Raw genomic sequence first — 25,094 nt, forward strand, 5'->3', positions numbered from 1 at the left:
CGCTCGCGTAATTGGGTTACGGTTGAACATTTCAGGACTGATGCAAAATAAGCGGACACCAAAACAAACCAAAGTGAGTTTCGGTGATTTCGTCTTCTTTCATCCGGACTATACCGTCGGCTTTGGTTTTTCACCAAATCTGCTTGTATATAAAAATATACAGGCTCGTGGGCTGATTAGGTCTTTGAGCAAAGCCTAACTTACCACCGGTGGGGAATTTCACCCCGCCCTGAAGCGATGTGATTTGATTATATCGACTTTCTATATTCTGAAAATAGTTTTTTATAGAATGAACCGTTCTATTTAAACCAGAAGATTAAGTAAGAAATCATTCACATTTTTCAATAATTCTAAGTGCTAGTATTCTTTTTGAATTACGCATACACTCCAAACATAGAACAATAAAAATGGAGATCAATAAAATGGATATTAAGAATAATATCGAGTTGGAAAACTTGGCTCAGCAACTTCACCGACCTGTGATGAGCTTAAAAGATTTTAGTTTAGTCTCGCAGCAAGATTTGGCTTGGTTGAATCAGCAATTAAAACAAACGATCGAACAAGAGAATAGAAAAATTAATCAAAGCCTCTTTAAAGTTCCATTTTTTTCTAAGACCTTTATTTAAAAACTATCAACAATAGGGGCTGGTCATGACAAGATTAGCTGTTGAAGCTGAAATTATAAAGCTGGCGCATATTTTTGGTGTTTCACAAACACAGCTCAATTTTTTAAAACCTTTGGCTCCAGAGAGCCTACGTCAGTTTCGCTTTGGAATAATAGAACAATTACAAGATCAACAAAAAAACAGATTTCGCTCTCTTGCTGTATGGGTAAATTGGTTACCAAGTTGGTTAAACGTATTTATCGTAAAACGCTTTTTATCGCCATTGATTGTTGCTCAAATTGCATCGCATCTTTCTACAGAAAATTTATATCAAATCGCTAAACATTTAACACCCAAAATGCTTGCCGATATTGCAGTTTATCTTGACCCTCGTTTAGCCAGAGAATTATTGATGTTGTTAACGACGCATCAAATAAAAGATATCGCTCGTATTTTACTTGAGCAACGTGATTTTGTGACGATGGGACGTTTTGTTGGCATGTTGGCGGACGATGTTTTTCGAGATATCGCCGAAATGATTGAAAAGGAGAGCGATTTACTCGAAATCGTCTTTTATATTGAATCAAGAGAACGTATTGATCATTTAGTGCATGTCTTGCCGAAAGAGCGGATACAAAAAACCTTATTAATTATTTGTGATTCTTCTCAACGCCTCATATGGCCAAAACTCTTGGCACTTATGACGCATATTGGTTATAGCTTGAAACAAGAGCTGGGAGATTTGGCTGTTCAGCAAGGAGAAGGTGTAATTAATGCGATCATTCAAGCTACTCAGGAAGATGAGCTATGGGAAGATATGCTGCCTGTGGTCGCTTGTTTGTCGAATCACGCACAGAATTTTGTAGCCAATTTACCAGCCTTGAGACAGGTTGAAATTATTCAAAGTATCGTAGCCGCAGCAGATCAGTGTAATTTATGGACTGATATACTTGTAGTTGTTAGGTTTATGCAAGATGAAGCGAGAGAAGCTGTGGCTGAGGCAATATCTCAGATTGATGAGGAGGTCTTGCATCATATCGCTTATGCATCTTTATTAAGATCACAATGGGATGTCACTTTTGACATTATTCGCCGTATGCCAATTGCAAAGCAAAAGCTATGTCAGAGCATTTTGAATGGCTACATGCAGCAGCTCGATGAAGAAACCTATCAATATCTAGATCATTTATTAGATCAATATGGTATTGGATTGAATTCGATCACTGAGCAGTGATAATCAGGCAGAGGGGAGCGTATCTCGGATAGGAACCAAGGTTTCTAATGCATGCTCATACCCACGTTCAACCAATTCATCAAGCCGATGCCAGTCAAACATTCCAATCCCATCTATGGGCATGCGTATATGTAAATTAGCGCGCTCTATTGCTGCTGCTTGAATCATTGTGTCACTAGCAAGTGTCGCTGTACGCATTAAGATTTCTGCAAGACGTGGAGCTCTTAATAATTTATCTTTAATAATTTTATTCCAGTTCAATAAGGCGCTTTGATCAGGTTCATTCAATCCAATGCCTGGAACACGAATGTCATCATGTGAACTTACGTTACTGGCAATAATCGCACCACGTTCCAAATTTTGCATAACATCAGTAGGTAAATTATTAGGGGCTGTTGACATTTACTGTTCATAATTAAACCTATAAAGGTAGCCATAAAAATATACAGGCTAAGGCAACAGCACTTTGATAATTTCTTTTGAGCTTGTCATATCGAGTAGCTATCCCTCTAAGTTGTTTTAATCTACAAAACATATTTTCAACTAAATGCCTGATTTTATATAAATACCAGTCCATATGATCATTGTTCGATTGGCTATTTATTTTCTTTGGTATATTCGCTTTTGTTCCTGTTTTTCTGATCTGCTCACGCAGTGGTTCTGAATCATAGCCTTTATCTGCGCATACCACTTCTGTCTCTTTTAAATCTAATGTTGCTATTAAATCAGGTGCAACTTTGATGTCATGTGTAGTGCCATCGGTAATCATGAAATCAATAGGATTGCCATGTGAATCAACAATCAAATGTATTTTTGAGGAGTTTCCTCCTACACTTTTAGAAATGGATTGATTCGCTATACCGGCAGAATGTTGATGAGCACGTACGTGAGAGCCATCAATAAAAATCCACTCCATATCGGGGCATGATGCTAATAATTTGAATAATCTAAGCAACTTACCGCTGCTTGACCAACGATTAAAACGTTTGAAAATAGAGTTTGATTGACCGAAATAGGAAGGAATATCTCGCCACGGACAGCCTGTTCTAATTCTATAGAGAATAGCTTCAATAAAATTACGTAAATTTGAGTTGTGATGAATAGATAAATTACGCAAAATAGTTTTCAACTTTTGCCAGTGTTGATCTGTCAGCATGGTACGAGGCATAGCGAATAGTAAAATTGGGTTTGGCGATTTGATTTTACTACTTCGCTATTTTTTTAAGCTAAAAGTGTCAACACACCCTAATCACACCTCCATCGCATAATAAATTTTCATGCCACGCCACAGGTGGAGCAACGCCAGGAACACTCATGCTGGTTCCTACCCAAGTCGCAAGTTCACCTTGATCATGAATAACTGCTTCACCTGTAGAAAGATTGGTAGAAATACAGTAGAAGGTTTGTTTCAATTCTTCAATTCGACGATGCCCAAAAATAGCCTGCAAACGTGCATGAAAGCGTTGCCCACGAATCAATGAAACTTTAGGCATGATGTAGTCATTGAGGTAATTTCGAGCAACAAATGTTTCATATGCAATATGTTTCATTTCTACACTATCGAAGCCACAAGCGACTAAAGCAGAAATGAAGGCTCCCATGCTGGTTCCGCCAACAATATCAATTGGGATATGCAGTTGCTCTAATGCTCGTATCATCCCAATATGAGCAAAGCCACGTGCACCGCCCCCCGCCTAAAACGAGCCCTAAGCCTTGACTAGTAATTTGTCTTGCGATCGCACGAATATCTGTTTCGGACCACGGGTGAATAAAATAATGTGCTTGAGCGCAATATAGTTTCTTCCATTGCAGAGTGTAAGGTGAGGGATCACCTTCAGAGCGTAACAACACCAGTTCAATTGGATTTTGCCAATCATATTGATTTAAGACATCAACTAAGGGGCTGTGAATCGGAGATTGATTTGCTTCCGCTAAAATTAAGATTCGGTCTGCTTGGTGCAGACAGCGCTTTGCCCATTCATCATCAGGTCGATCTGCAGCATATAATACATAACAATGCTTTTCTTCAAGAATAGCTAGCCATTGTCTTAACTTTAGATCTTCTGAACTGTAGTCTAATTTTGTTTGACTAAATCCCTCTCCAAATAAGGCATCGACATGTGCTGCAGTTACGACTCTTACATTGGGCCAACGTTTTAAATGTTCAGTCAATTGTTCTGCAAGATGAATTGCTGGAATTTGCATTGAGATTGGGATAATTGAAAGTGTCCTGCTATGGCTCATTGCGTGAATATGCTGCAATTCAGGCTGAGAACGGGCAATGATCATTTGAGATACAGTAAATAAAACTTGAGGGTGTTTTTGTAGAAACGCAGTAAACTGCTGTTGGGGAATCTCTATAAGACAAGTATCTCAAGTTGCGATTATACGACCATGATGAGGTTGGTTGGAAATAACACCCATTTCACCAACGATTTCGTGACGACCTAGGTAAGTAGATAAATTGGTTCTTGTTGTTAATTTGACTCGTCCATGAGCAATAATATAAACATGAAGAGGGAGATCATCTAAATCATAGAGTTGATGACCTGTTTGTAAATGCTTTACAGAACAGAACTGAGCTAGATCTATTAAAGATTCAGGTTCTAATTCTTGGAATAATTTTACTTTGCTGAGCGTTTTTATAATATCCATATGCTTTCATTCAATTTATCTTTATTGTCTATTTATTTAATGAATCTGAACAATATTTCGCAAGTGAGGTTCAGTAAAACCTATCAATAGTTTGACGCATTTTTGTATTGATTTGGACATATCAGAAAATATACCCATAAAAAAAGCCAGTACATGATGACTGGCTTTTTTGGGAATCTTGTGTTTTGTATTAAGCAATCTGTACCGGAATGCAGTTCGCTGTATGATTTACAGTGTTGTCTGGATTTGCATATACTAAGCGTGGCTTATGAAGATCAGCTTCTACTTCAGTAAAATCACCAAATGTAGCAATAATGACTAAATCACCAACATCAGCTTGATGAGCAGCACCACCGTTCACAGAGATAATGCCTGAATCATCTTCACCGCGAATTGCGTAAGTTGTAAAGCGTTTACCGTTAGTTACGTTCCATACGTGGATTTCTTCGTATTCACGAATCCCTGCTAAGTCCATTAATACACCATCAATTGCACAAGAACCTTCGTAATGAAGTTCTGCATGTGTCACAACTGCACGGTGAATTTTACATTTTAATAAACGAGATAGCATGGCTAGCGTCTCCTGAGTAAGACCTAAGATGAATATCTTATGGTTGACTTGTCACGTTTCCGCAGGGTGTAGGCGGTTTGATGCGCATTTTGCGCTTAAAAACACAATATGGCAAGCGTGATTGTTCAACAATTCAGTTTAAGTTTAAGCGGGTTTGTAAGCATTAATTTGATTCATCGCTTGTGAAACTTGTCCATCAACAAGCATTTTCACTTTTGAAAGCGCATGATCAATTGCTGCATCCATTAAATCTTGTTCACTGCTAGGAGCTTTGCCAAGCACATGACCAGAAACACGTTCTTTGGAACCAGGATGTCCAATTCCGATACGTAAACGATGGAAGTTAGGGCCGATATGCGGAACAATATCACGAAGACCATTATGTCCACCGTGTCCGCCACCTGTTTTTAAACGAATTATGCCAGGATCCATATCCAGTTCATCATGGGCGATTAAGATCGCTTCTGGTGTGACTTGATAAAATTTGGCAAATGGCACAACACTTTGACCTGAACGGTTCATAAATGTTGTTGGTAAGAGTAAGCGTACGTCATGACCTTCAATTTGACCACGACCAGTGAACCCATGAAACTTTGGTTCTGCTTTTAAAGAGATACCATAACGATCAGCAAGTTGTTCAACGAACCAAAAGCCTGCATTATGGCGGGTTTGGGCATATTCCTTACCAGGATTGCCCAAACCAACAATTAGCGAAATATTTGACACTAATTTACGCCTTTAACACTTATGCGCGTTTGAAGTCAGCGTGCATAGGAGTGTTTTTAGCTGGGTGACGTTGTAACGCTTGGATTTTAACGTTTTCAACTTTATCACCGATCTTGATTTCGATCACTTCTTCGAAGAATTCGTTGCTTTCTAAAGCTTTAACGATTTCACGAAGTTCTAAAGTGATTGTTACAGGCTCAGCGCTACCACCGTAGATGATTGCTGGAATTTGTGAAGCATGACGAAGGCGGCGGCTCGCACCTTTCCCTTGTAGTGCAGCTTCACGTGCTTGAGCGTTTAATACGAAGTTTGCCATGGGCATATCCTCATTGAGATTATGAAACTAAACTTGCGACCAGTTTAGTGATAGAAAAACCCTAGCTAAGCTAGGGTTTAAGAAAAAAGCTGGGCTATTATAGATAACTATCGAACATAGCGCTAATAGATTCTTCGTTGTTAATACGACGAATTGTTTCAGCAACCATGCTAGCTACAGATACTTGGCGAATTTTACCTAAGTTCAAAGCTTCATCAGAAAGAGGAATCGTGTCGGTAACAACAAGTTCATCAATAACAGAATTACGAAGATTATCAATTGCTTTGCCAGATAAAACAGGGTGAGTTGCATAAGCAATAACACGGCGAGCACCAAATTGTTTAAGTGCATCGGCAGCTTTGCAAAGCGTACCTGCTGTATCTACCATGTCATCAACAATGACACAGTCACGATCTTTTACGTCACCAATCAAATGCATCACTTGTGATTCATTTGCTTTTTGACGACGTTTATCGATGATAGCTAAATCAATATCACCTAATTGTTTTGCAACAGCACGTGCACGAACAACACCACCAACGTCAGGTGAAACCACCATAAGGTTGTCATGTTGTTGTTGACGTAGGTCTGCCAATAACGCTGGCGTTCCGTAGATGTTGTCAACAGGAATATCAAAGAAACCTTGAATTTGGTCTGCGTGTAAGTCGATCATTACCACACGGTCGATCCCAACAGTTGTCAACATATCTGCTACAACTTTAGCCGTAATCGGTACACGTGCTGAACGTGGACGACGATCTTGGCGAGCATAGCCAAAATATGGAATAACTGCAGTAATACGACCAGCACTTGCACGACGCAAAGCATCTGCCATTACCAAGATTTCCATAAGGTTATCATTGGTTGGTGCGCAAGTAGATTGAACGATAAAAACGTCTTTACCACGAACATTTTCAGTAATTTCAACTGAAATTTCACCATCAGAAAACTTGCTTACAGAAGCAGCACCGAGTGGAATATGTAAATGGCTTACGACTTTTTGGGCGAACTGTGGATGAGCACTTCCACTAAAAACGACAAGATTGGGCATGAAGCACCCTTGGCGGTTGGCTTATAATGAATTTGGATGGCAGGGGCGGCTGGATTCGAACCAACGGATGGCGAGATCAAAACCCGCTGCCTTACCACTTGGCGACGCCCCTAATGCGGCAGAACTTTAATCGTTTTGCATGATAATGTCAATATGATTGAACAGGTATCAATATAAAACAAGTCTGTCTAAAGATATGGCAGGGGCGGCTGGATTCGAACCAACGGATGGCGAGATCAAAACCCGCTGCCTTACCACTTGGCGACGCCCCTAAATTTGATGATATGTAATGGCAGGGGCGGCTGGATTCGAACCAACGGATGGCGAGATCAAAACCCGCTGCCTTACCACTTGGCGACGCCCCTATTACATACATCTACAGGTGAAAATTGGCAGGGGCGGCTGGATTCGAACCAACGGATGGCGAGATCAAAACCCGCTGCCTTACCACTTGGCGACGCCCCTAACGTGTAACTTTGAAATGTCTTAAAGGTGATTCTGCTAAACTGTTGACCAAGTAAGCTTTACAAGGTGCGTTTTGCAAAATCTTCTTTGTATCCATTTCACTGGTTACTTCAGTAAAAACACAAGCACCTGTACCTGTAAGCTTTGCTAGACCAAATTGATCTAAATATTGCATCGCTTCTTCAACTTCAGGGTACAACTGTCGAGCCAGAGGTTCGAAGTTATTTCCAAAGCTAGAAGGTTCTAACTGATAGGCGCAAAATTTAGTGATATTAGAGTCTCTTGTCAATGTTTTTTGTGAAAATAACAATTGAGTGCTGATAAAACAATCAGGTTTTAAAATAATGAATTGTTTTTGATCTAAGTCTATGAATGATAAATGTTCACCTATGCCTTCTGCCCATGAATTTCGACCATAAATGAAGACAGGAACATCTGCACCAAGTTGCACACCATATTCAGCCAACTGTGTTTCATTTAAGCCGCATTCCCAAAGTTGATTGAGCACAATCAGTGTGGTTGCGGCATTGGATGATCCACCACCAAGACCAGCACCCATAGGAATATTTTTCTCTATCAAAATTTTTAGTCCACACGGTTTTTTTGCATGTGGGTGTAATAATTGTGCTGCACGATAGATGAGATTTTGTTCAAGTTGAACTTCAGCAATACCTTCAATCTGTATTATTTCTTCAGACAAATTTTCAAAAGTCATCCAATCATATAGGTCAATTAATTGAAAAATCGTCTGTAATTCATGGTAACCGTTCGCTCGACGACCAGTAATATGCAGAAATAAATTTAATTTTGCAGGTGAAGGTACTCTAATCATAGATTAATTTAATCAATTATCGATTTTGAATCACCATTGTAATACGGTTTTCTTTATCTTCCGCAAGTGGTTGTTTAAGTAATAATTTATTTGGCAGCATTTGTGCGTCGTTATAACTAAAATTAACTGTCCAACCATCTTCAATGAGTTGCTTCAATCTATTATTTTCATCTTTTATGATTTGCGCATTTTGAGTCGCAGGTTTGGCTTGTACCCAATACGTCAAGTGCATAATTGGTGCTTGCCATCCTGTAGCTTTTTCAAGTAATTCTTCAGGTGTGGTCGCTGAAATAAGTCCAGTTTTTGCACTATTTAGTGTGACTTCACCAGGTTTACCTTGAATGTGTGTTTTTCCAACACCTAGGATTCCAGTTAATTCAATATCAAATTCATCTTGTTGCTGTGCCCATGTAAAGAATGCACTGCCAGATTGCTGCGGTGTACGAACCCCAATTTTGCCTTGTAAGTTAAAATTATTTTCATCTTGAACTTGCGGTGTCACGATTGGTTTTTGGGGTTGAGTTAAGCTTTGACAACCACTAAGGAATAAAACACTTGAACTACAAATCGCAATGCATAGTTTTGACAATGAGCGCATGAATTTAACTCTTTTTTACTGTGACAGGTAAGATTAAGCCATCAAGTTGTTGTAATTGTGGGGCATTTACATGTTTTTGTTTTAATTGATGTAACACATCACTGAATTGAGTGAGAGCACCTTGCATATACAATGCTTTGGCATATCGAATTCCAATATTTACATTCTGACTAATTTCATACGCTTGCCCAAGGACTTTGACTGCGGTATCAAAATCATTTTGTAAAAATGCGATATAACCTAGTGTATCTAAAATTGAAGCTTGTTCTGGTGCAAATTCTAGTGCGAGTTCCGCATACTTTCGTGCCTCTTTTAAGCGACGATTTTGTAAAGCAAGGGTATAGGCGTATGCATTAAGATAGGTTGGGCTGTTTGGCTCAATTGCCAATAATTGTTTCAGAGTCTTATCTAATTTATCTCGATCAGTGAAAGGATCAAGTAATAGTACTTCTGCATAAATGAGTTCAGGATCATCTGGCAAATTCTTTATTGCTTCATCCAGTAATGCTAAAGCCGCTTTTTTATTATTCATTTTCTTTAAAATATCAGCTTGCGCTTGATATAAGAAACTTGCATGTTGAGGATAATTCACACGCTCTTGGGTTAAGAAGCGTAGTGCATCATTCAATTGTTCTTGTTTTTCAAAAATAGCAATCATATTGCGTCTAGACACGATATATAAACTGCCGTCTACTAATCGATAATATGCCTTTGCTGTTTCATAATGCTGTTTGCGTTGAGCATTGATGGCTAAGTAGTAATAGGCTTCATTTTGATATTTGCTTGAATTACGCAAATCGACTAAGTACTGTTCTGCTTTTTCATATTGCTTTAGATCAATACTGGTTAAGCCCGCAATGAACAGTGCTTCTTCAGCATTTGGATGATCTTTTATAACATCTTCAAGTTTTTCTAATGCTGTTTGCTGATCATTGATCTGAATGTAATAACGTGCTTCCGCTAAACGAATATCGAGATTTTCTTTATTCTTGCGGCTAGCTTTAGCAAACCATTTTTGGGTTGCTTCGTCATCTTGTAAAGCCATCAGCAGGTTGGCTTTCATTAAAATAAAACTAGTCGACTTAGACCGTTTACGCAATGCACGGTTAATATTCTTAAGCGCTTGCTCATACAAACCATCTTGCGCTTCTAGACCTGCGATCAAAGCCAATATCGAAGGATTGTCTTTTTCTGTGCTGGCACGTAAAGCATTCAATAAGATTTCGCGATCTTGAGCATTCTCAGGTGCAATTCCAGCCAAAATTTGTTCTAGATCAGAAGTAGGATCAATATTAAGAATTTTATCTAAGGTTTTTGCCGCAAGTTCATATTCATGCGTTTTTAATGCAATATGTGATAAGTAAAATAATGCTGGAACATCTTTAGGCTCTTGTTCAACCCAGTGCGTTGCAATATTTAATGCCGCTTGTAGATCATTGTATTCAAGAGCAACATCTAATGCGCGTTGCTTAATAGTTGTAGAGTTACTACGAATGGCAAGAACGGTGTAATTGTGTAATGCGGTTGCAATATTATCATAAGCAAGGGAAAATTCAGCAATCATGCTCTGTTGTAGTGCATTCTCAAAACTTTTGTCAGCATACATATCGTGTATTGCTTGTGCAGAGACATAAGAGCTCATGCTACCTAACAACAAGATTGTGGTAGAATACCGTCGAATCGTCTTGCCGCTAAACTTATTACGGCGATATAGCTGACGCAATTTTTATTGATCCAAAGTAATGCTTTTTATGACACCGATGTTGCACAATAACATAAATTTAGCGAAATGATGATCTGATATGTCTTTCTTTGCATTGGGTGTCAACCATCAAACAGCTTCTGTTGAATTACGTGAGCAAATCGCTTTCAATGCAGAGCGGTTAGCTGCGCTATTGCAGGAGCAACGTCAACATCCTTCATTGAAAGATATGGTGGTTGTGTCTACATGCAACCGCACAGAAGTTTATGCCATGACAGAAGACGCGGATAGCGTCTTAAACTGGCTCGCCCAAGTGAATAATATTGATGTAAAACAATTAACTCATCATGTTTATCGTTACGAAAACGCTCAAGCTGTTACACATTTAATGCGTGTTGCCAGTGGTTTGGATTCGCTGATGTTAGGCGAACCACAAATTTTAGGACAGGTAAAAAGTGCTCTGGCCTTATCAAAAGATGCTGAAACAGTATCCCCAGAATTGAATAGTGTTTTTGAATATGCTTTCTACGCAGCAAAGCGTGTACGCTCAGAAACATCAGTCGGTAGCCATGCCGTATCAATGGGTTATGCCGTTGCGCAACTAGCATCACAAGTATTTAGCCACCCAGAAAAAATAACGATAATGATTGTTGCTGCGGGTGAAATGAATACTTTGGTTGCCAAGCACCTCGCTGAAATGGGCGTGGCAAAAATGTTAATTTGTAATCGCAGTCGTGAACGAGTAGATCTTCTTGCTCAAGAAATTGCCCATCAAGTCGATGTTGAAATTATTCCTTTCAATGAGTTAGCACAAAATTTATATCGCGCAGATGTAGTTTCAAGTTGTACAGGAAGTTTGCATCAAGTGATCGGATATGCAGATGTTAAATCAGCATTGAAGAAACGGCGTTATCAACAAATGTTGATGGTGGATTTAGCAGTTCCACGTGATATTGATCCAAAAGTTGAGTCACTAGATAACGTTTATTTATATGGCGTAGATGATTTACAAAGTGTGATAGATGAGAATCTTGCACAGCGTCGTCAAGCTGCTGTTGAAGCAGAAGTGATGGTAAATCAATTAGCGACACAATTGATTACTCAGCAAAAAGTTAAAGAGGCGGGCGGAACGATACAAGCCTACCGCCAACATAGCGAAGAAATGAGTCAAATTGAATTAGAACATGCCATGGATGCATTACAACATGGACATCCGCCTGAGCAAGTTCTGCAAGAGTTTGCTCATCGTTTGACGCAAAAATTGATGCATCCGACCTCCATTTTATTGCGTGAGGCGGCTAAAGCTGAGAGTCCTGATTATTTTGAATGGCTACAGCAGCATCTTCATGAAGTATTTGAGCATGAACGCAAGCCAAAACAATAAAAAATTAGGATAGTAAGCGTAAGCTAATTTGCTTAGTTAATTCATTCAATTGCTGACGTAAGTTGCGTGATTCAATCAGTGTAATTGGTGATTTAAGTTTTAATCTTAAATATTTTTCCTGTAAACCTAGAGCATATTCCTTTGCTAATTTATCTGCAATTTCAGGTGCCTGAGTTAATGATTGAATATTGGTGCGTTGCATAATATCAGCAATCTCATGGCTAAAATTGCTACATGCACCGAGTACATAATAAGTAGCTAACTCTTGATCATCAGGTAGATCATCAAACACGATATTTAGTACGGCTAAAATCTTGGCTAACAATTCTGTTTGATCAATCACCGCACGTAATTCTTCAAAATGGATATAAAGATAGGGGTGATGCATCAAAATAGCGATCGCAAAATCTTCATCTTTGGTTTGGATATTAAAAGAAAGCGAAGCATCATGACTAATTTGTGGGGTAAAGCGTTTACCCAAGCCAAGTTTTTCACGGAAAGATTGGGTGAGCAAATAACGGAAAGAACCATGTTTGGGTAATAACTCCGTTAATTCTCGTAGTTCTCCCATGACTAAACTTTTACCTTCAGGTGTGCTGACATCATGTTGCCCTGTTAAATGGGCAAATACGAAGTCAGACAACAGTGGTGATTGTTGCAATAGCCTTTGGAAGTTTTCTAAACCTTCTCGACGAATCAAAGAGTCAGGATCATGCTCATTGGGTAATACAAAAAACTTTAATTCACGCCCATCATTAAGAAGTGGTAATGCGATTTCTAATGTACGACGTGCTGCTTTTTGACCTGCAGTATCACCATCGAAAGCGATTGTGATTCGCGAATTTTGCTTAAATAATGTGGTTAAGTGATCTGCATTACTTGCTGTTCCAAGAGTGGCGACAGCACCATTAATGCCATATTGCTGCAAGGCGATGACATCCATATAACCTTCAACCATCAACCAATCATTGGCTTTAAGTTTACGGCCCTCATATAAACCATAAAGTAATTGGTTCTTGTGAAAAACTTCTGAATCAGGTGAGTTGATGTATTTGGGTTTAATTTCATCATTTAATGCACGACCACCAAAACCGACCACACGTCCTTTGTGATCACGGATCGGGAAGATCACACGTTCGCGTAACAAATCAAAATCACGTCCACTATCACTAGATCGAATTAAGCCAAGTTGCTTTAAGCCTTCAATATCTTGAGGGAAAGCTTTTTCTAAATGCTGCCAGTCTTCGGGCGCGTAACCTAAACGCCAAAATTGAATGGTTTGTGGTGACAAGCCGCGCTGCTTAAAATAATTCTGAGCTTTTTGACTATTAGGTAGCTGACGCTCATAAAATTGAGCAACATTTTCAAGAAGGTCATATAAATTGCCTTCTTGTACATTTTCTTCAAATGAGAAAGACGGATCAAACTGCGCAAAGGGATCATCTATGAAACGATCCATATCTACAAAGTGCCCATCGGTATAGTCATCAACAGCAGTAGGCGGAGTTGTATGGGGCTCTTGTGCTACAGTTGGTGCTGTTTTTGTAATAGTCTGAGAACTACGTTTGTAGGATAGTTTTTTATTATCTTGGTTATCCTTGGGTAAATCGATACCTGTTTTATCAGATAGTTCCTTCATTACATCAACAAAGTTACGACCATCAATATCCATTAAAAAACGAATAGCATTGCCATTTGCCTGACAACCGAAGCAGTGATAGTACTGTTTATCACGGTAAACGTGGAATGAGGGGGACTTTTCTTGATGGAAGGGACAACAGCCAGAATAGGTACGCCCAGTCTTTTTTAACTTCACACGTTGACCAATCAAATCGACAATGTCGGTTCGATCTAAAATCTGATCAATCGTATGTTGTGGAATCGCCATGTGCATTTAACCATTCAGGTAGAAAGTGAAATATTTTGCCGAGCAAAATGTCAGAAATTATTGTTGCATAAAATAAAAAACAGGCAAGGAGAGTCTTGCCTGTTTGATGTATCAGATGATTGCAAATTAGTTTGCAGCATCGTCTTCTGATGAGTTTGTTGCTTCTGGTTTATCTAAAAGCCCAAAGCTAAGACGATTTGTCCAACTAGGCTTATTATTTTCAGCTGGTGCTACTGGTGTGACAACGGCTTCAGGTTGAGAGGTTGACTCTGTTTCAGATTTATCAAGTAAACCAAAACTTAGGCGGTTGGTTAGGCTGCGCTGTTGAGCTTCAGTTTTAACTTCTTCTTTCACTTCAACTGTTTTAGATTCACGACCTAACAAGCCCAAAGTAGCACGATTTACCCAACTACCTTCTTTGCGAGCAGCGCGTAGATTGACTTCACCGTTTGATTTCACAAGGTTTGGATAATTGAGTTTTAGAATTTCGATATACTGCTGTGCAGTCGAATTGTCGCCAAGTTTTTGATAGCTGTAGGCAAGTGTCGCTAAAGCTTCAGGTGTTTGAGGTGTTTGAGGATAATGCTCAATCACCCATTGTGCGCGCTCAGCTGCAGCCAACCATGCTTTACGTTGGATATTAAAACGTGCCGCATTCATTTCACTTTCAGCTAATTCTTGACCAATAAATTTCATGCGTTGAGCCGCATCAACAGAATATTTACTGCTTGGGAAACGGCGAATTAAATCCACAAAATTCTGATATGCAACTTTTACATAGCTCACATCACGATGTGACTGCTGTAAAGAGGTGTAACGAATTAAGCTGTCGTAGTTCATTTCCATGTTCGCTACGCCACGAACATAATAAGCATAATCAACATTTGGATGCTGTGGATTTAGACGGATAAAACGCTCTGCAAGCGCAATCGTGCCTTCATAATCTTTCTGTTTGAATTTTGCATAGAGAAGTTCAAGTTGAGCTTGTTGCGTGTAGCGTCCTGTTGGATAGTAGGTATCTAACGCTTCAAGAGATTTAACCGCATCAGTGTATTGATTGCGATCAAGAGACTTTTGTGCTTTTTCGAAATAAACTTGCTCACTTGATTGTGGTCCTTTATCAACCACTTCTTTTTTACTTGGATTGCTGCTACAGCCCACAAATGCAGACGCTACACCTAAAGAAAGTGCAAGCATCGTAATTTTATAACGTGGTAGCGACATAAAAACTCCTCTGTTATTCTGGGCAATGAGCTACAATGGTTCTATTAAACCATTTTTGTACCGATCATCAAATGACTTCAGCACAATCTTCCAATTCAAACTTCTCTGAAACAGATTTCTTACTCGAAGATTCTGTGGATGCAGATAATCATAATTCTGACTCAACTGCAACACGTTTATCGTTGCAAATACAACTCGATGAAGAGTATCTCGGTCAGCGTATCGACCAAGTCGCGGCTATGGTATGGAGCGAATTTTCGCGAGAAAAACTTAAACAGTGGATGAAAGACGGTCATCTGTTGGTAAATGGTAACATCGTAAAACCGAAGTATCGTTGTGAAGGCAATGAACTTTTAACCTTAGAAGTTGAGTTAGAAGCACAAACGACAAGCCAGCCTGAAAATATACCACTCAATGTCGTATATGAAGATGATGATATTATCGTGATCAATAAAGAAGTAGGGATGGTTGTTCATCCAGGTGCAGGTAATCCATCGGGAACACTGGTAAATGCATTACTTTATCATGCGCCAAAACTTGCAGAACTTTCTCGAGCTGGTTTGGTTCATCGTATTGATAAGGATACCAGTGGTTTATTGGTTGTTGCCAAAAATCTAGAAGCTCAATTTTCGCTAAGTAAACAACTCGCTAAAAAAACAGTCTATCGTGTATATGATCTAGTGGTTTATGGAAACATTATCGCTGGTGGAACGATTGATGAGCCGATTAAAAGACATCCAGTCGATCGCGTGAAAATGGCGATCCTACCTGGTGGTCGAGAAGCGGTAACTCACTATAACGTGAAAGAACGATTTAGAGATTTTACTCGCGTTCAAGCGCAACTAGAAACAGGACGTACTCATCAGATCCGCGTGCATTTTAGCTATCTAGGATATGGTTTGGTCGGTGATCCAGTTTATGTAAATCGTGTGCGTTTACCTGCTGGCGCTTCTGAAACATTGATTGATATGTTGCGTAGCTTTAAACGTCAAGCATTGCATGCAGCAAAACTTGGTCTCGTTCATCCTCGCACTGGTGAAGAAATGATGTTTGAAGCGCCGTGGCCTGAGGACTTTAAGCAATTGGTTGAAGTATTGCGCACTGAAAATAAGGCTTATTAAACGATCTTTGGAATAAAATATGGAATTTGTACAAGGTTTGCCTAAAGGTGTTTACGTCGGTCAAACGTGTATTGAGCATCCTCAAGCGATTGCAACGCCAAATCAAAATCTAAAAGGATTTAATTTAGCATTGCATGTTAATGATGAGGCACAGCGAGTTCAGCAACATCGCATGATTTTGCTTAATCAACTATCAAACTATGGTGTTGATAAGATTACATGGATGACACAAACGCACAGCACGATTTGTCTAACTATCAATGAACAAATTCCATTTAATGCCCCTGAAGGCGATGGCTTAGTCACGCAGCGTGCAGGACATGCACTCATGATGATGACAGCGGATTGTTTACCAGTTGTTTTAGGAAATGCTGAGGGTACAGAGGTTGCTAATCTACATGCAGGCTGGAGAGGTTTGGCGAATGGTATCATTGAAAATACCGTCGCTCAGATGCAATCACAGCCAGAATGGGCGTGGTTAGGAGCTGCGATTAGTCAACCTTGCTTTGAGGTCGGGGCAGAGGTGAAAGCTGCATTCTGTGAAAAATATACTGAACTGGAATTTGCATTTATCTCAGGACAGACTGAGGGTAAATATTTAGCTGATTTATATGCAATCGCTCGGTTTATTTTAAATCGCTTAGGTGTGCAGAATGTTTTGGGTGGCAATCAATGTTCATTTCAACAAACAACAGATTATTTTTCTTATCGTCGAGATTCTAAAACAGGACGTATGGCAACATTTGTGTTTATGCAATAATTTTAATTCAATAAGCAGTTGATTCGCTTAGTTGTGATGAAAAATGTTAAACTTGATTCAATTCATTGGTTTTTAAATTTTCCATGTCTTTTATTGATCAAGAAACTCCTAAAGTTCAAGTTTGTGTAATTTTTCATAGTCCTTATGGACATACTGCAAAAGTTGCTCAACATATTGCTCAAGGTGCGGAACAGGGAGGGGCAGAAGTGCATCTCATTTCTGTTGCTGCTCCACAGTGGGATTTAATCGATCAAGCTGATGTGATCGTAATGGGTTGCCCAACTTATATGGGTAGTCTGACTTCTGCGCTCAAGCAATTCATGGAAGACTCGTCTAAGCGATGGCTTGCGCGAACTTGGCAAGGCAAAATAGCTGCGGGCTTTACCAATGGTGGTGGATTAAGTGGTGATAAATTGGCGGTGTTGCAACAGATCAATCTGTTTGCGATGCAGCATGGCATGTTATGGGCGGGTTTGCCGTTTATGCCAACAGGACGAAGCCCATCAGATATTAACCGTATGTCCAGCTTTCTAGGTTTAATGACTCAATCAGATAATGCAAGCGTCGAAGTAACACCACCAGAAGGTGATTTAGAAACCGCACGTAAATTTGGCAAATATTTAGCAGAATTAAAAAAGTAAAAAATATTTTGTGAGACACTGTTTGTCTCACAGGGGTGCTATTCTCATTTCAACCATATGATTAATGAGATTGCATCATGGATAAATCAATTTCGAGCCAAGTAGAGAGAATACTTAATCTTTACCATGCTTTACCACGAGAACCGCAAAAAGCGTATCCTATTGAAGAGTTAAAACATAAAGTTCGACATTTCTATAATAATGAAATTGATGAGAGATCATTAAAAAAGAATATATTACGTGATTTAAAAACAATTGAATTTATTTTGGTTTCTGGAACCTTAATAGAGGTTAAAGCAAGTGGTCGTCATGCATCTAGTTTTTGCTTAAGTAAAAATGCATGCATAGAACAATTTAGTTCCGAGCTTGCGTTGGTTCTAGTGATGGCAAAAGAATATCTAAGTCACAATTTACCTAATAATATTTACAAGAAGGTGAAAGGTTTTTTCGAAGCTGCGGAACAACAATTAGAAAAGGATACCCAAATCGGGTCATGGCATAGCAAAATAAGATTTGTACCTGATGGATATGGGAAAATTAATAGAGAAGAGCAATCAACACTTGCTACACAAAAGATTTATGAAGCTTTGCTAGATGATAATTTATGGATCAGTGCATTGTACCGTAAAGAAGGAAGCAGTGAGCAAACTAAATATATTTTAAAACCACAAGGCATTATTCAGCATGGACAGCAGCCATACTTAATTGCAAGTAAAATAGTAGGGAGTAAAAGTGAGCTCAGAACGTTTAATCTATTCAGATTTGATGAGGTCAATATAATTGAAGAAAAAGCTCATGTTGATATTAATGATTACGATATTGATATTCTTGTAGATGAACGGGAATTTGAAAATTCTTATTTTGATAGAGCGGAGCAGGAGATTTTTTTGTATTTCACAAAGAGTTATTAGAGGAATTAAAACTTAAACCTATTTGTGCTAATCAGGATATTCAACAAATCAAAGATCATGAATATTATGAATTGAGGACTACGATTTTTATTACAATGAGTTTAATGAATTGGTTGGTAGAGAAAGCTCACTTGATTCAAATCATAGCACCACAAGAGCTTCGTCATGAAATTGTTTATAGAGCAAGTGTTGCGTTAGAAAGAAATGATCATGGTGATTCAATAGTGAGTTTGGAGAGCCTGATCAATGATTAAGCTCCAAGATAATAGCTTTGAAAATGATGCATCCATAAAGTTTATATTGAATAACCTGCCTACTATTATTCAGCAGGCTTATGTTTTAGAAGAAAAAATTTCGCATAAAATTTTTACTGATATAGAAGCTATGATACATAACTCTGAAAACTCTATTGTCCTTGAGTTAGATTGGCAAACGACGATATGGGAAATAAGTGCGAAGTTTGAATTTAGAGAGTTATGGTTTACTCCACAAAGTTGGATTCATCCTAAAGCTGATGAAAAGCATAGTAATATCTTGCACAGTTATGCTTTTTTTAAGCTCACTCATTATGACAGAGGGTACAATTACAATCCTAATGAAGAATTTCAGATTAATAATAACAGATTCCCGACTTCTAACTTTTTTAGGCACGATCAAGGATATATGACTATACAATTTTTCCTTAATTATAATTTAATTCGTGGATTGTCATTTCAATATGAAGATCTTACGAAAGAAGGGCAGAGTAAAACTTGAAGTGCGACATAAACCACCTAATTAATTTAAAGGGTTTATGGAGTATATAAAATTGTCATACCATCATCTTAACTTTGAAGATCGTACTGCATTAATGCTTGAGTCAAGAAAAGAAGGCTTTTCAGCCAGAAAATTTGCTGAACTTATTAAAAGACATCCTAGTACGATCTATCGTGAGCTTAAAAGAAATAGCATCAATGACGTTTATCAAGCTCGATATGCTTCTGATAACACTTTTGCTAGACGTAGACGTGGTCACAGAAAACTCAAAATCGATTCAATCCTCTGGAAATTTATTGTTGAAGCGATCCGTTGTTTATGGTCTCCTCAGCAAATAGCAAAGCGTTTAAAGACATTTCCTGATTTGGATCAAACAATGAATGTAAGCCATACAACGATTTATTCAACGATACGAGCATTACCCAAGGGTGAGTTGAAAAAAGACTTATTATCCTGTCTACGTCATGAAAATAAAAAGCGAAAAGCTAACGGTGAACCTAAAAAAGATTCTATATTACAGGATATTAAAACTATTCATGAGCGCCCAGCCGAAGTTCAAGAAAGAAAAATACCGGGTCATTGGGAAGCTGATTTAATTAAAGGTAAAGACAATAAAAGTTCGATAGCAACACTTATTGAACGAAATACACGGCTCTGTATCTTGGCAACATTACCTGATGCAAAGGCAGAATCAGTGCGCAAGGCTTTAACTGAAGCTCTGAAATATTTACCTGCAGAACTGCGTAAAACGTTGACCTATGACCGTGGACGCGAGATGGCAGAACATAAAATACTTGAAGAAGATTTAGGCATAGATGTATATTTCTGTGACCCACATTCACCCTGGCAAAAAGGCACATGCGAAAATATGAATGGTTTAATTAGGCAATATTTACCTAAAGGGATTGATTTAAATCAGGCAGATCAGCATTATTTAAATCAAGTTGCCATGTCACTGAATACTCGTCCTAGAAAAGCGTTAGATTGGCTTACACCATTAGAGAAATTTGCTCAGCTTGTTGATTATCATAAGACTTTTCAAACTGTCGCACCTCATGTTTGAATTCGCCAAGCTTCTGATCTCAGAGTTTATCGAGAAATGTGCGATTGGAATGAGTTTAGAAAAAACACTTTGATGCAATACAAAAAATTGGAAGATAAAGGATTTGAGTTAGAAGGACATGGCACTTTTTTTGAGATGAAAATTGATCTACTCGATTCTGAATTATTTATAAAAGAGTATGAGCAAGGGAAGCTAGATAAAACTTTAGAACCTATTGAAAAAGTTTTGAAAAAGGTGAACGAGAGTTTTGATATATTTGATGATATTCAAAATAAAGCAAAGAAATATTATTTAGATTTAGAGCAAATAAACTAATTGCTCTAGGACTTAGTAAAATAATTTATGAGTGAATTTTATGTTAGGTGAAATTTATTGGGATGGACGCCCCACAAAAATAACTAGAGTTATTAGCAGTAATGATGAATTTATTATCTTATTCAATGGCTATTCAACAGAATATAGACAAGATTTTTCTGGGAGAGTCGTATTGAATAAAACGACTGAATTTCAAACTTCAAAAGGTGATATTGAATACACTGATTTGACAGGAAAATTTAGTTTAGATTATGCATTAGAAGGATCTTTTGAGGATGACTCGTACGAGATGTTTTCTGGAAATTGGAAAGAGGAGGGGGACATTTATCAGTTTGAAATTTCACTAGAGCCAGAAGTACACGAACTTGAAGTTTCTAAAAAAGATGAACAGATTATTGAGTTAGCAAACAAAATTGAAAACAGTATGATAGTTGATGAGCAACTTGATTTTTCTACTCAATTAAGTCGATTTTTTAGTGATTGGATAGAAATAAGCTCACAAAAAAAGGAAGTTGTACAACAGCAACTTACTTTTGAACAAAAATTAGACCTATTCTTTAAGAAATTTAGAGATTTACCCTCGATCGAGGAAGTTCCTGAACAGCCTTTATTTGTAGATAGCATGGCTTTGGAAAACTTTTTTAAAGATTTTAATATAGCAGTAGAACCAATACGTGAAGCAAGAGCACAAGGGTTATCAGCAAATGTTTGGACGGCAGCAGGTTTAGGAACCAAGGAAGTCCGAAATAGTCCAGTCCTAAAATGGTTTCTAGACTGCCGTGGTGATCATGGCCAAGGAAATATAATTTTATTAATGTTGCTGAAATTATTACCACCACGATTTCACCAGTACCAACCTAAAAATTATTCTGCTATAGATGAATGTTCTCCACTGGGTAATTTGGAAAATCGGGTAGATATAGAAATTGATACATCTGAATTTTTGTTATTTATTGAGGTTAAAATATATGCAAATGAGGGTGTTGATCAACTTAAACGATATTATCGCGAAGCAATGTTAAAAACTAAAAATATAAGTAAAGACTGGGCTATTATTTATTTAACAAAAACAGGTTGTTTATCAACAAATGAGCAAGTCATTAAAGATGCTCTGTTAAATGATAAGGATGAGAATACTAAATTGATACATGATAATTTACGTAATGATAAAAAAAATAGGCTAATTCCAGTATCTTGGTCAGCTATTTCAAAAATTTTATATCAATATGCAAAAACGTCAGATGTAAATAATCATAGTGCATGGTTAGCAAAGCAGTTTGCTGATCATATTAAAACATTTTAATCAAATCTAATCACTTAATTTTGGAGAAAATAGTGAGCAATATTAAAGCGGTAAAATTAATCATTGAGAATATTCAATATTTGGAGCAGGCAAAAACTTTGCTTGAAGAAGAAATAAGCTATGAATTGTTGGTGGCTGTAGATACGATTGTTCAAGAGCATATTTATGGTTTAGAAAATTGGGATGGAACCTTTGATTTAAATGGGAGCTGTTTACTTCAGTTTGCACCAAAGTCTTGGAAAGCAAAGCAAGGAGATGAGTTTAAATATCAGAATTTTTATGCGCGCTATAATTTAGATTGTGAAAGTAGTATAATTGGAGGTGATTCTAATTATTGGTGGTTGAGTACATTTATAAAAAATGATGTTGAGCGTATAGTTTTTAGGTTTTCTCCATACTATGATAATTATAAAGAAAAAGTGAATAAAACGAAATGGAGTAAATTTGCAAATGAGCAAAATCAATTAATACCGCAGATTGAACAAGAAGGTTTGAAATTTAATGCTTTAAATGGTTTTTGGTATTTAATTGTAGATGGTATAGAACCCAAAAATGTTATTGAAGGTTTTGAAAATAATGATCTTGTAGAAGCATTAACCCCAATTACCGATGCTTTAGATATATTAGAACAAGCCCATCCTTATTTTGACAAAATTGTACAAGCTGCGATTGCAAAGTTTGGTCGTGTTGAAGAAGAAACAGTATAAATCAGTAAGTATATTTAAAAGAGCTTTGTTTGATACAAAGCTCTTTTTTAGAAAACTATTTATGCAACATACGTGCTTTATCACGCTGCCAATCACGGTCTTTTTCCGTAGCACGTTTGTCATGTAATTGCTTACCTTTGACCAACGCAATTTCGAGCTTAACCAAGTGACCTTTCCAATAGCAAGCTAAAGGAACACATGAATAACCTTTTTGGTTCACAGCACCTAGTAACTTTTCTAGTTCACGACGAGATAATAATAACTTTCGTGTACGTGTCGATTCAGGTACGACATGGGTTGATGCAGACAATAAAGGCTGAATCTGTGAACCAAATAAAAAGGCTTCACCATTTTTAAAAATGACATAACTTTCAGACAAGGTCATACGTCCAGCACGTAAGGATTTTACTTCCCAACCCTGAAGTGACATGCCTGCTTCAAATTTTTCTTCGATAAAGTAATCGTGACGCGCTCTTTTATTCTGAGCAATCGTGCCACCATTATGTTTTTTTACAACTGTTGCTTGCGCCATAATTCAAACTTCCACAATTGCATCTATTGTGCCGTAAAACGTAACCTTTTTCCATTGTTTAGGAATTTCGCGTTTATTGCGAACTTTTGTTAAAATACATGCCTTATCTCATTCACTTAGAGTACAACGCATGTCTAAAACACGTGTGATTTATCCAGGGACCTTTGATCCAATTACCAATGGACATGTTGATTTAGTTGCAAGAGCATCAAAAATGTTTGATGAAGTTGTTGTTGCAATTGCAATTGGTCATCATAAAAATCCTGTGTTTAGTTTAGAAGAGCGTGTTGAGTTAGCCAAAGCATCATTAAGTCATTTAACCAATGTTGAGTTTGTAGGATTTGATGGCTTGTTGGTTAATTTTTTCCGTGAACAACGTGCTACAGCTGTACTTCGTGGTCTAAGAGCGATTTCTGACTTTGAATATGAATTCCAATTAGCCAATATGAATCGTCAGCTTGATCCTCATTTTGAGTCTGTATTTCTAACGCCTTCAGAGCAATACTCATTTATTTCATCGACATTAGTTCGTGAAATCGCTCGTTTAAAGGGTGATGTAACCAAGTTCGTGCCTGCTGTCGTCGTTCAGGCATTTGAGCGTAAACATCAACAAGGTTGGTAGCGTGTCTTTATATATAACAGATGAATGCATCAATTGTGATGTCTGTGAGCCTGTATGTCCCAATGAAGCAATTTATATGGGGGAATCAATCTATGAGATTGATCCTGCGCTTTGTACTGAGTGCGTGGGTCATCATGACAAACCGCAGTGCCAACTATTTTGTCCAGTTGATTGTATTCCTCTTGATCCCAATCATGTTGAGTCACAAGACCAACTGATGGAAAAATATAAAAAATTGACAGCGCAAAAAAATACAAGCAATTAACTTTGAACTTTGATAATATGCGCCTCGAAGTGGGCTGGACGGTCGCTGCTGTGGAGGTCTCCGTGACTGAAGCAGGGGAGGAAAGTCCGGGCTTCATAGGGCAGGGTGCCAGGTAACGCCTGGGCGGCGAAAGCCGACGGCAAGTGCAGCAGAGAGTAGACCGCCTCATTCGTGAGGTAAGGGTGAAAGGGTGCGGTAAGAGCGCACCGCGTGTCTGGTAACAGTTCACGGCAAGGTAAACCCCACCAGAAGCAAGACCAAATAGGAATCCTGAGGTACGGCCCGTACTGGATTCGGGTAGGTCGCTTGAGCGTATGAGTGATTGTACGCCTAGAGGAATGATCGTCCTCGACAGAACCCGGCTTATAGGCCCACTTCTAAGTTTTTTTGAAAATTGTGCTTGACGTGTGTAGCGAAAGTTAAGATAATGCGCCCACAGTTTTCGGCTATGTAGCTCAGTTGGTTAGAGCACCGCACTCATAATGCGGGGGTCACAAGTTCAAGTCTCGTCATAGCCACCATTTTATAGACCACGCTCCTGCGTGGTCTCTTTTTGTCTATAGTTTTTATAATTTTTCAAATACCTTTTTAACAAACTAATTTTACAGTTTAGTTAAGTCTTTATATTTTTATGAAATTGCCGAAAAATGATCAAATGTGATTTAAAAGAATAAAAACTGTTCATATGTTCCATATTTTCAACGTCATAGACTTGACCGTTTAAGCGGAACACTAGATAATGCGCACACAGTTTACGGCTATGTAGCTCAGTTGGTTAGAGCACCGCACTCATAATGCGGGGGTCACAAGTTCAAGTCTCGTCATAGCCACCATTTTAAAAACCACG

Annotated in this window: 26 protein-coding genes, 6 tRNA genes, 1 other RNA gene, 2 pseudogenes and 1 riboswitch; of the genes and pseudogenes, 18 read left to right on the forward strand and 17 right to left on the reverse strand. The window is 38.2% G+C overall.

Annotation, left to right across the window (positions count from 1 at the left end; translation table 11 throughout):
* Positions 1–87: 87 nt before the first annotated feature.
* Positions 88–240, reverse strand: a riboswitch (FMN riboswitch).
* A 182-nt stretch (positions 241–422) separates the two neighbouring features.
* Both R2H34_RS04715 and R2H34_RS04720 read left to right on the forward strand, forming a co-directional pair.
* The gene (locus tag R2H34_RS04715) at positions 423–626 is read left to right on the forward strand and encodes a hypothetical protein (protein ID WP_039908255.1); all 204 of its coding nucleotides are present in this window, start codon (positions 423–425) and stop codon (positions 624–626) included.
* A 25-nt stretch (positions 627–651) separates the two neighbouring features.
* Positions 652–1,839: a hypothetical protein gene (locus R2H34_RS04720; protein WP_042891435.1), complete on the forward strand. Its 1,188-nt coding sequence runs from the start codon at positions 652–654 to the stop codon at positions 1,837–1,839.
* A gap of 3 nt (positions 1,840–1,842) precedes the next feature.
* Here R2H34_RS04720 and R2H34_RS04725 read toward each other — a convergent pair.
* The 14 genes and pseudogenes from R2H34_RS04725 to R2H34_RS04790 all read right to left on the reverse strand — a co-directional run.
* Positions 1,843–2,226, reverse strand: a pseudogene (locus R2H34_RS04725) (cyclic nucleotide-binding protein); the annotation flags it as partial.
* Positions 2,227–2,260: 34 nt separating this feature from the next.
* On the reverse strand, positions 2,261–3,007 hold the full coding sequence (locus R2H34_RS04730) for an IS5 family transposase (RefSeq protein WP_108565317.1): 747 nt from the start codon (positions 3,005–3,007) through the stop codon (positions 2,261–2,263).
* Positions 3,008–3,086: 79 nt separating this feature from the next.
* A pseudogene (locus R2H34_RS04735) lies at positions 3,087–4,494 on the reverse strand (patatin-like phospholipase family protein); the annotation flags it as partial.
* Between the two features lie 190 nt (positions 4,495–4,684).
* Positions 4,685–5,065 carry an aspartate 1-decarboxylase gene (panD, locus tag R2H34_RS04740; protein ID WP_004914001.1) on the reverse strand — a complete coding sequence of 127 codons (381 nt, stop codon included), beginning with the start codon at positions 5,063–5,065 and terminating at the stop codon, positions 4,685–4,687.
* Positions 5,066–5,209: 144 nt separating this feature from the next.
* Positions 5,210–5,791, reverse strand: coding sequence for an aminoacyl-tRNA hydrolase (gene pth / locus R2H34_RS04745; protein WP_004913999.1), 582 nt, complete (start codon positions 5,789–5,791; stop codon positions 5,210–5,212).
* Positions 5,792–5,810: 19 nt separating this feature from the next.
* Positions 5,811–6,107, reverse strand: a complete 297-nt coding sequence (gene rplY, locus R2H34_RS04750) for a 50S ribosomal protein L25 (RefSeq protein ID WP_004913998.1) — start codon at positions 6,105–6,107, stop codon at positions 5,811–5,813.
* A 97-nt stretch (positions 6,108–6,204) separates the two neighbouring features.
* Positions 6,205–7,158, reverse strand: a complete 954-nt coding sequence (locus R2H34_RS04755; RefSeq protein WP_004913997.1) for a ribose-phosphate pyrophosphokinase — start codon at positions 7,156–7,158, stop codon at positions 6,205–6,207.
* Positions 7,159–7,195: 37 nt separating this feature from the next.
* Positions 7,196–7,270: transfer RNA gene (locus R2H34_RS04760), tRNA-Gln, on the reverse strand.
* 85 nt (positions 7,271–7,355) lie between these two features.
* A tRNA-Gln gene (locus R2H34_RS04765) sits at positions 7,356–7,430 on the reverse strand.
* 18 nt (positions 7,431–7,448) lie between these two features.
* Positions 7,449–7,523: transfer RNA gene (locus tag R2H34_RS04770), tRNA-Gln, on the reverse strand.
* Between the two features lie 25 nt (positions 7,524–7,548).
* Positions 7,549–7,623: transfer RNA gene (locus R2H34_RS04775), tRNA-Gln, on the reverse strand.
* The gene (gene ispE / locus R2H34_RS04780) at positions 7,622–8,455 is read right to left on the reverse strand and encodes a 4-(cytidine 5'-diphospho)-2-C-methyl-D-erythritol kinase (RefSeq protein WP_318342460.1); all 834 of its coding nucleotides are present in this window, start codon (positions 8,453–8,455) and stop codon (positions 7,622–7,624) included. The genes R2H34_RS04775 and ispE overlap by 2 nt, the downstream gene beginning before the upstream one ends.
* A gap of 16 nt (positions 8,456–8,471) precedes the next feature.
* Positions 8,472–9,053, reverse strand: a complete 582-nt coding sequence (gene lolB / locus R2H34_RS04785) for a lipoprotein insertase outer membrane protein LolB (RefSeq protein WP_087540688.1) — start codon at positions 9,051–9,053, stop codon at positions 8,472–8,474.
* Between the two features lie 4 nt (positions 9,054–9,057).
* Positions 9,058–10,776, reverse strand: coding sequence for a tetratricopeptide repeat protein (locus R2H34_RS04790; RefSeq protein ID WP_151835461.1), 1,719 nt, complete (start codon positions 10,774–10,776; stop codon positions 9,058–9,060).
* A 79-nt stretch (positions 10,777–10,855) separates the two neighbouring features.
* On the opposite strand from R2H34_RS04790, the gene hemA reads away from it, so the two are divergent.
* A complete protein-coding gene (gene hemA / locus R2H34_RS04795) occupies positions 10,856–12,139 on the forward strand; it encodes a glutamyl-tRNA reductase (RefSeq protein ID WP_318342461.1) in 1,284 nt (427 codons plus the stop codon).
* Between the two features lie 4 nt (positions 12,140–12,143).
* On the opposite strand, the gene R2H34_RS04800 is transcribed toward hemA, so the two are convergent.
* Both R2H34_RS04800 and R2H34_RS04805 read right to left on the reverse strand, forming a co-directional pair.
* Positions 12,144–14,027: a DNA primase gene (locus R2H34_RS04800; protein ID WP_125297621.1), complete on the reverse strand. Its 1,884-nt coding sequence runs from the start codon at positions 14,025–14,027 to the stop codon at positions 12,144–12,146.
* Positions 14,028–14,153: 126 nt separating this feature from the next.
* Entirely contained in the window at positions 14,154–15,251 is a 1,098-nt protein-coding gene (locus tag R2H34_RS04805) for an outer membrane protein assembly factor BamD (RefSeq protein ID WP_042892622.1), read from the reverse strand.
* Positions 15,252–15,322: 71 nt separating this feature from the next.
* Between R2H34_RS04805 and rluD the strand changes: the two genes are divergently transcribed.
* The 10 genes from rluD (at position 15,323) to R2H34_RS04855 (ending at position 22,828) form a co-directional block, all read left to right on the forward strand.
* On the forward strand, positions 15,323–16,372 hold the full coding sequence (gene rluD / locus R2H34_RS04810) for a 23S rRNA pseudouridine(1911/1915/1917) synthase RluD (RefSeq protein WP_026057388.1): 1,050 nt from the start codon (positions 15,323–15,325) through the stop codon (positions 16,370–16,372).
* A 19-nt stretch (positions 16,373–16,391) separates the two neighbouring features.
* Positions 16,392–17,132 (forward strand): peptidoglycan editing factor PgeF, encoded by a 741-nt coding sequence (gene pgeF / locus R2H34_RS04815; RefSeq protein ID WP_087540694.1) that lies wholly within the window; start codon positions 16,392–16,394, stop codon positions 17,130–17,132.
* 83 nt (positions 17,133–17,215) lie between these two features.
* A complete protein-coding gene (locus R2H34_RS04820) occupies positions 17,216–17,773 on the forward strand; it encodes a flavodoxin family protein (protein WP_042892621.1) in 558 nt (185 codons plus the stop codon).
* A gap of 77 nt (positions 17,774–17,850) precedes the next feature.
* Entirely contained in the window at positions 17,851–18,684 is an 834-nt protein-coding gene (locus tag R2H34_RS04825) for a WYL domain-containing protein (protein WP_042892620.1), read from the forward strand.
* A 104-nt stretch (positions 18,685–18,788) separates the two neighbouring features.
* The gene (locus R2H34_RS04830) at positions 18,789–18,938 is read left to right on the forward strand and encodes a hypothetical protein (RefSeq protein WP_155276661.1); all 150 of its coding nucleotides are present in this window, start codon (positions 18,789–18,791) and stop codon (positions 18,936–18,938) included.
* Entirely contained in the window at positions 18,931–19,440 is a 510-nt protein-coding gene (locus R2H34_RS04835) for a hypothetical protein (RefSeq protein ID WP_318342462.1), read from the forward strand. The genes R2H34_RS04830 and R2H34_RS04835 overlap by 8 nt, the downstream gene beginning before the upstream one ends.
* Before the next feature lie 94 nt (positions 19,441–19,534).
* Positions 19,535–20,503 (forward strand): IS30 family transposase, encoded by a 969-nt coding sequence (locus R2H34_RS04840; protein WP_014538385.1) that lies wholly within the window; start codon positions 19,535–19,537, stop codon positions 20,501–20,503.
* A 36-nt stretch (positions 20,504–20,539) separates the two neighbouring features.
* The gene (locus R2H34_RS04845; protein ID WP_318342463.1) at positions 20,540–20,818 is read left to right on the forward strand and encodes a hypothetical protein; all 279 of its coding nucleotides are present in this window, start codon (positions 20,540–20,542) and stop codon (positions 20,816–20,818) included.
* A gap of 40 nt (positions 20,819–20,858) precedes the next feature.
* Positions 20,859–22,121, forward strand: coding sequence for a PD-(D/E)XK nuclease family protein (locus R2H34_RS04850; protein ID WP_052417827.1), 1,263 nt, complete (start codon positions 20,859–20,861; stop codon positions 22,119–22,121).
* Between the two features lie 32 nt (positions 22,122–22,153).
* Complete coding sequence (locus R2H34_RS04855) at positions 22,154–22,828, forward strand: hypothetical protein (protein WP_042892617.1); 675 nt, start codon at positions 22,154–22,156, stop codon at positions 22,826–22,828.
* Positions 22,829–22,883: 55 nt separating this feature from the next.
* On the opposite strand, the gene smpB is transcribed toward R2H34_RS04855, so the two are convergent.
* Complete coding sequence (gene smpB / locus R2H34_RS04860) at positions 22,884–23,360, reverse strand: SsrA-binding protein SmpB (RefSeq protein ID WP_004663490.1); 477 nt, start codon at positions 23,358–23,360, stop codon at positions 22,884–22,886.
* 130 nt (positions 23,361–23,490) lie between these two features.
* Between smpB and coaD the strand changes: the two genes are divergently transcribed.
* The 5 genes from coaD to R2H34_RS04885 all read left to right on the forward strand — a co-directional run bounded on the left by coaD (position 23,491) and on the right by R2H34_RS04885 (position 25,080).
* Positions 23,491–23,982, forward strand: a complete 492-nt coding sequence (gene coaD, locus R2H34_RS04865; RefSeq protein WP_004913971.1) for a pantetheine-phosphate adenylyltransferase — start codon at positions 23,491–23,493, stop codon at positions 23,980–23,982.
* Between the two features lies 1 nt (position 23,983).
* Entirely contained in the window at positions 23,984–24,247 is a 264-nt protein-coding gene (locus tag R2H34_RS04870; RefSeq protein WP_004913970.1) for a YfhL family 4Fe-4S dicluster ferredoxin, read from the forward strand.
* A gap of 26 nt (positions 24,248–24,273) precedes the next feature.
* Positions 24,274–24,629: RNase P RNA component class A (gene rnpB, locus R2H34_RS04875), an RNA gene on the forward strand.
* Between the two features lie 62 nt (positions 24,630–24,691).
* Positions 24,692–24,768: transfer RNA gene (locus tag R2H34_RS04880), tRNA-Met, on the forward strand.
* Between the two features lie 235 nt (positions 24,769–25,003).
* Positions 25,004–25,080: transfer RNA gene (locus R2H34_RS04885), tRNA-Met, on the forward strand.
* Positions 25,081–25,094: the final 14 nt, after the last annotated feature.

This window comes from Acinetobacter sp. 16 (assembly GCF_033439925.1).
Lineage (GTDB): Bacteria > Pseudomonadota > Gammaproteobacteria > Pseudomonadales > Moraxellaceae > Acinetobacter > Acinetobacter junii.

Coding starts and splice junctions, on each gene's coding strand:
- R2H34_RS04715 (WP_039908255.1), top strand. CDS start 423: ATGGATATTAAGAATAATATCGAGTTGGAAAACTTGGCTCAGCAACTT.
- R2H34_RS04720 (WP_042891435.1), top strand. CDS start 652: ATGACAAGATTAGCTGTTGAAGCTGAAATTATAAAGCTGGCGCATATT.
- R2H34_RS04730 (WP_108565317.1), bottom strand. CDS start 3,007: ATGCCTCGTACCATGCTGACAGATCAACACTGGCAAAAGTTGAAAACT.
- panD (WP_004914001.1), bottom strand. CDS start 5,065: ATGCTATCTCGTTTATTAAAATGTAAAATTCACCGTGCAGTTGTGACA.
- rplY (WP_004913998.1), bottom strand. CDS start 6,107: ATGGCAAACTTCGTATTAAACGCTCAAGCACGTGAAGCTGCACTACAA.
- R2H34_RS04755 (WP_004913997.1), bottom strand. CDS start 7,158: ATGCCCAATCTTGTCGTTTTTAGTGGAAGTGCTCATCCACAGTTCGCC.
- ispE (WP_318342460.1), bottom strand. CDS start 8,455: ATGATTAGAGTACCTTCACCTGCAAAATTAAATTTATTTCTGCATATT.
- lolB (WP_087540688.1), bottom strand. CDS start 9,053: ATGCGCTCATTGTCAAAACTATGCATTGCGATTTGTAGTTCAAGTGTT.
- hemA (WP_318342461.1), top strand. CDS start 10,856: ATGTCTTTCTTTGCATTGGGTGTCAACCATCAAACAGCTTCTGTTGAA.
- R2H34_RS04800 (WP_125297621.1), bottom strand. CDS start 14,027: ATGGCGATTCCACAACATACGATTGATCAGATTTTAGATCGAACCGAC.
- R2H34_RS04805 (WP_042892622.1), bottom strand. CDS start 15,251: ATGTCGCTACCACGTTATAAAATTACGATGCTTGCACTTTCTTTAGGT.
- rluD (WP_026057388.1), top strand. CDS start 15,323: ATGACTTCAGCACAATCTTCCAATTCAAACTTCTCTGAAACAGATTTC.
- pgeF (WP_087540694.1), top strand. CDS start 16,392: ATGGAATTTGTACAAGGTTTGCCTAAAGGTGTTTACGTCGGTCAAACG.
- R2H34_RS04820 (WP_042892621.1), top strand. CDS start 17,216: ATGTCTTTTATTGATCAAGAAACTCCTAAAGTTCAAGTTTGTGTAATT.
- R2H34_RS04825 (WP_042892620.1), top strand. CDS start 17,851: ATGGATAAATCAATTTCGAGCCAAGTAGAGAGAATACTTAATCTTTAC.
- R2H34_RS04830 (WP_155276661.1), top strand. CDS start 18,789: ATGAATTGGTTGGTAGAGAAAGCTCACTTGATTCAAATCATAGCACCA.
- R2H34_RS04835 (WP_318342462.1), top strand. CDS start 18,931: ATGATTAAGCTCCAAGATAATAGCTTTGAAAATGATGCATCCATAAAG.
- R2H34_RS04840 (WP_014538385.1), top strand. CDS start 19,535: ATGCTTGAGTCAAGAAAAGAAGGCTTTTCAGCCAGAAAATTTGCTGAA.
- R2H34_RS04845 (WP_318342463.1), top strand. CDS start 20,540: ATGTGCGATTGGAATGAGTTTAGAAAAAACACTTTGATGCAATACAAA.
- R2H34_RS04850 (WP_052417827.1), top strand. CDS start 20,859: ATGTTAGGTGAAATTTATTGGGATGGACGCCCCACAAAAATAACTAGA.
- smpB (WP_004663490.1), bottom strand. CDS start 23,360: ATGGCGCAAGCAACAGTTGTAAAAAAACATAATGGTGGCACGATTGCT.
- coaD (WP_004913971.1), top strand. CDS start 23,491: ATGTCTAAAACACGTGTGATTTATCCAGGGACCTTTGATCCAATTACC.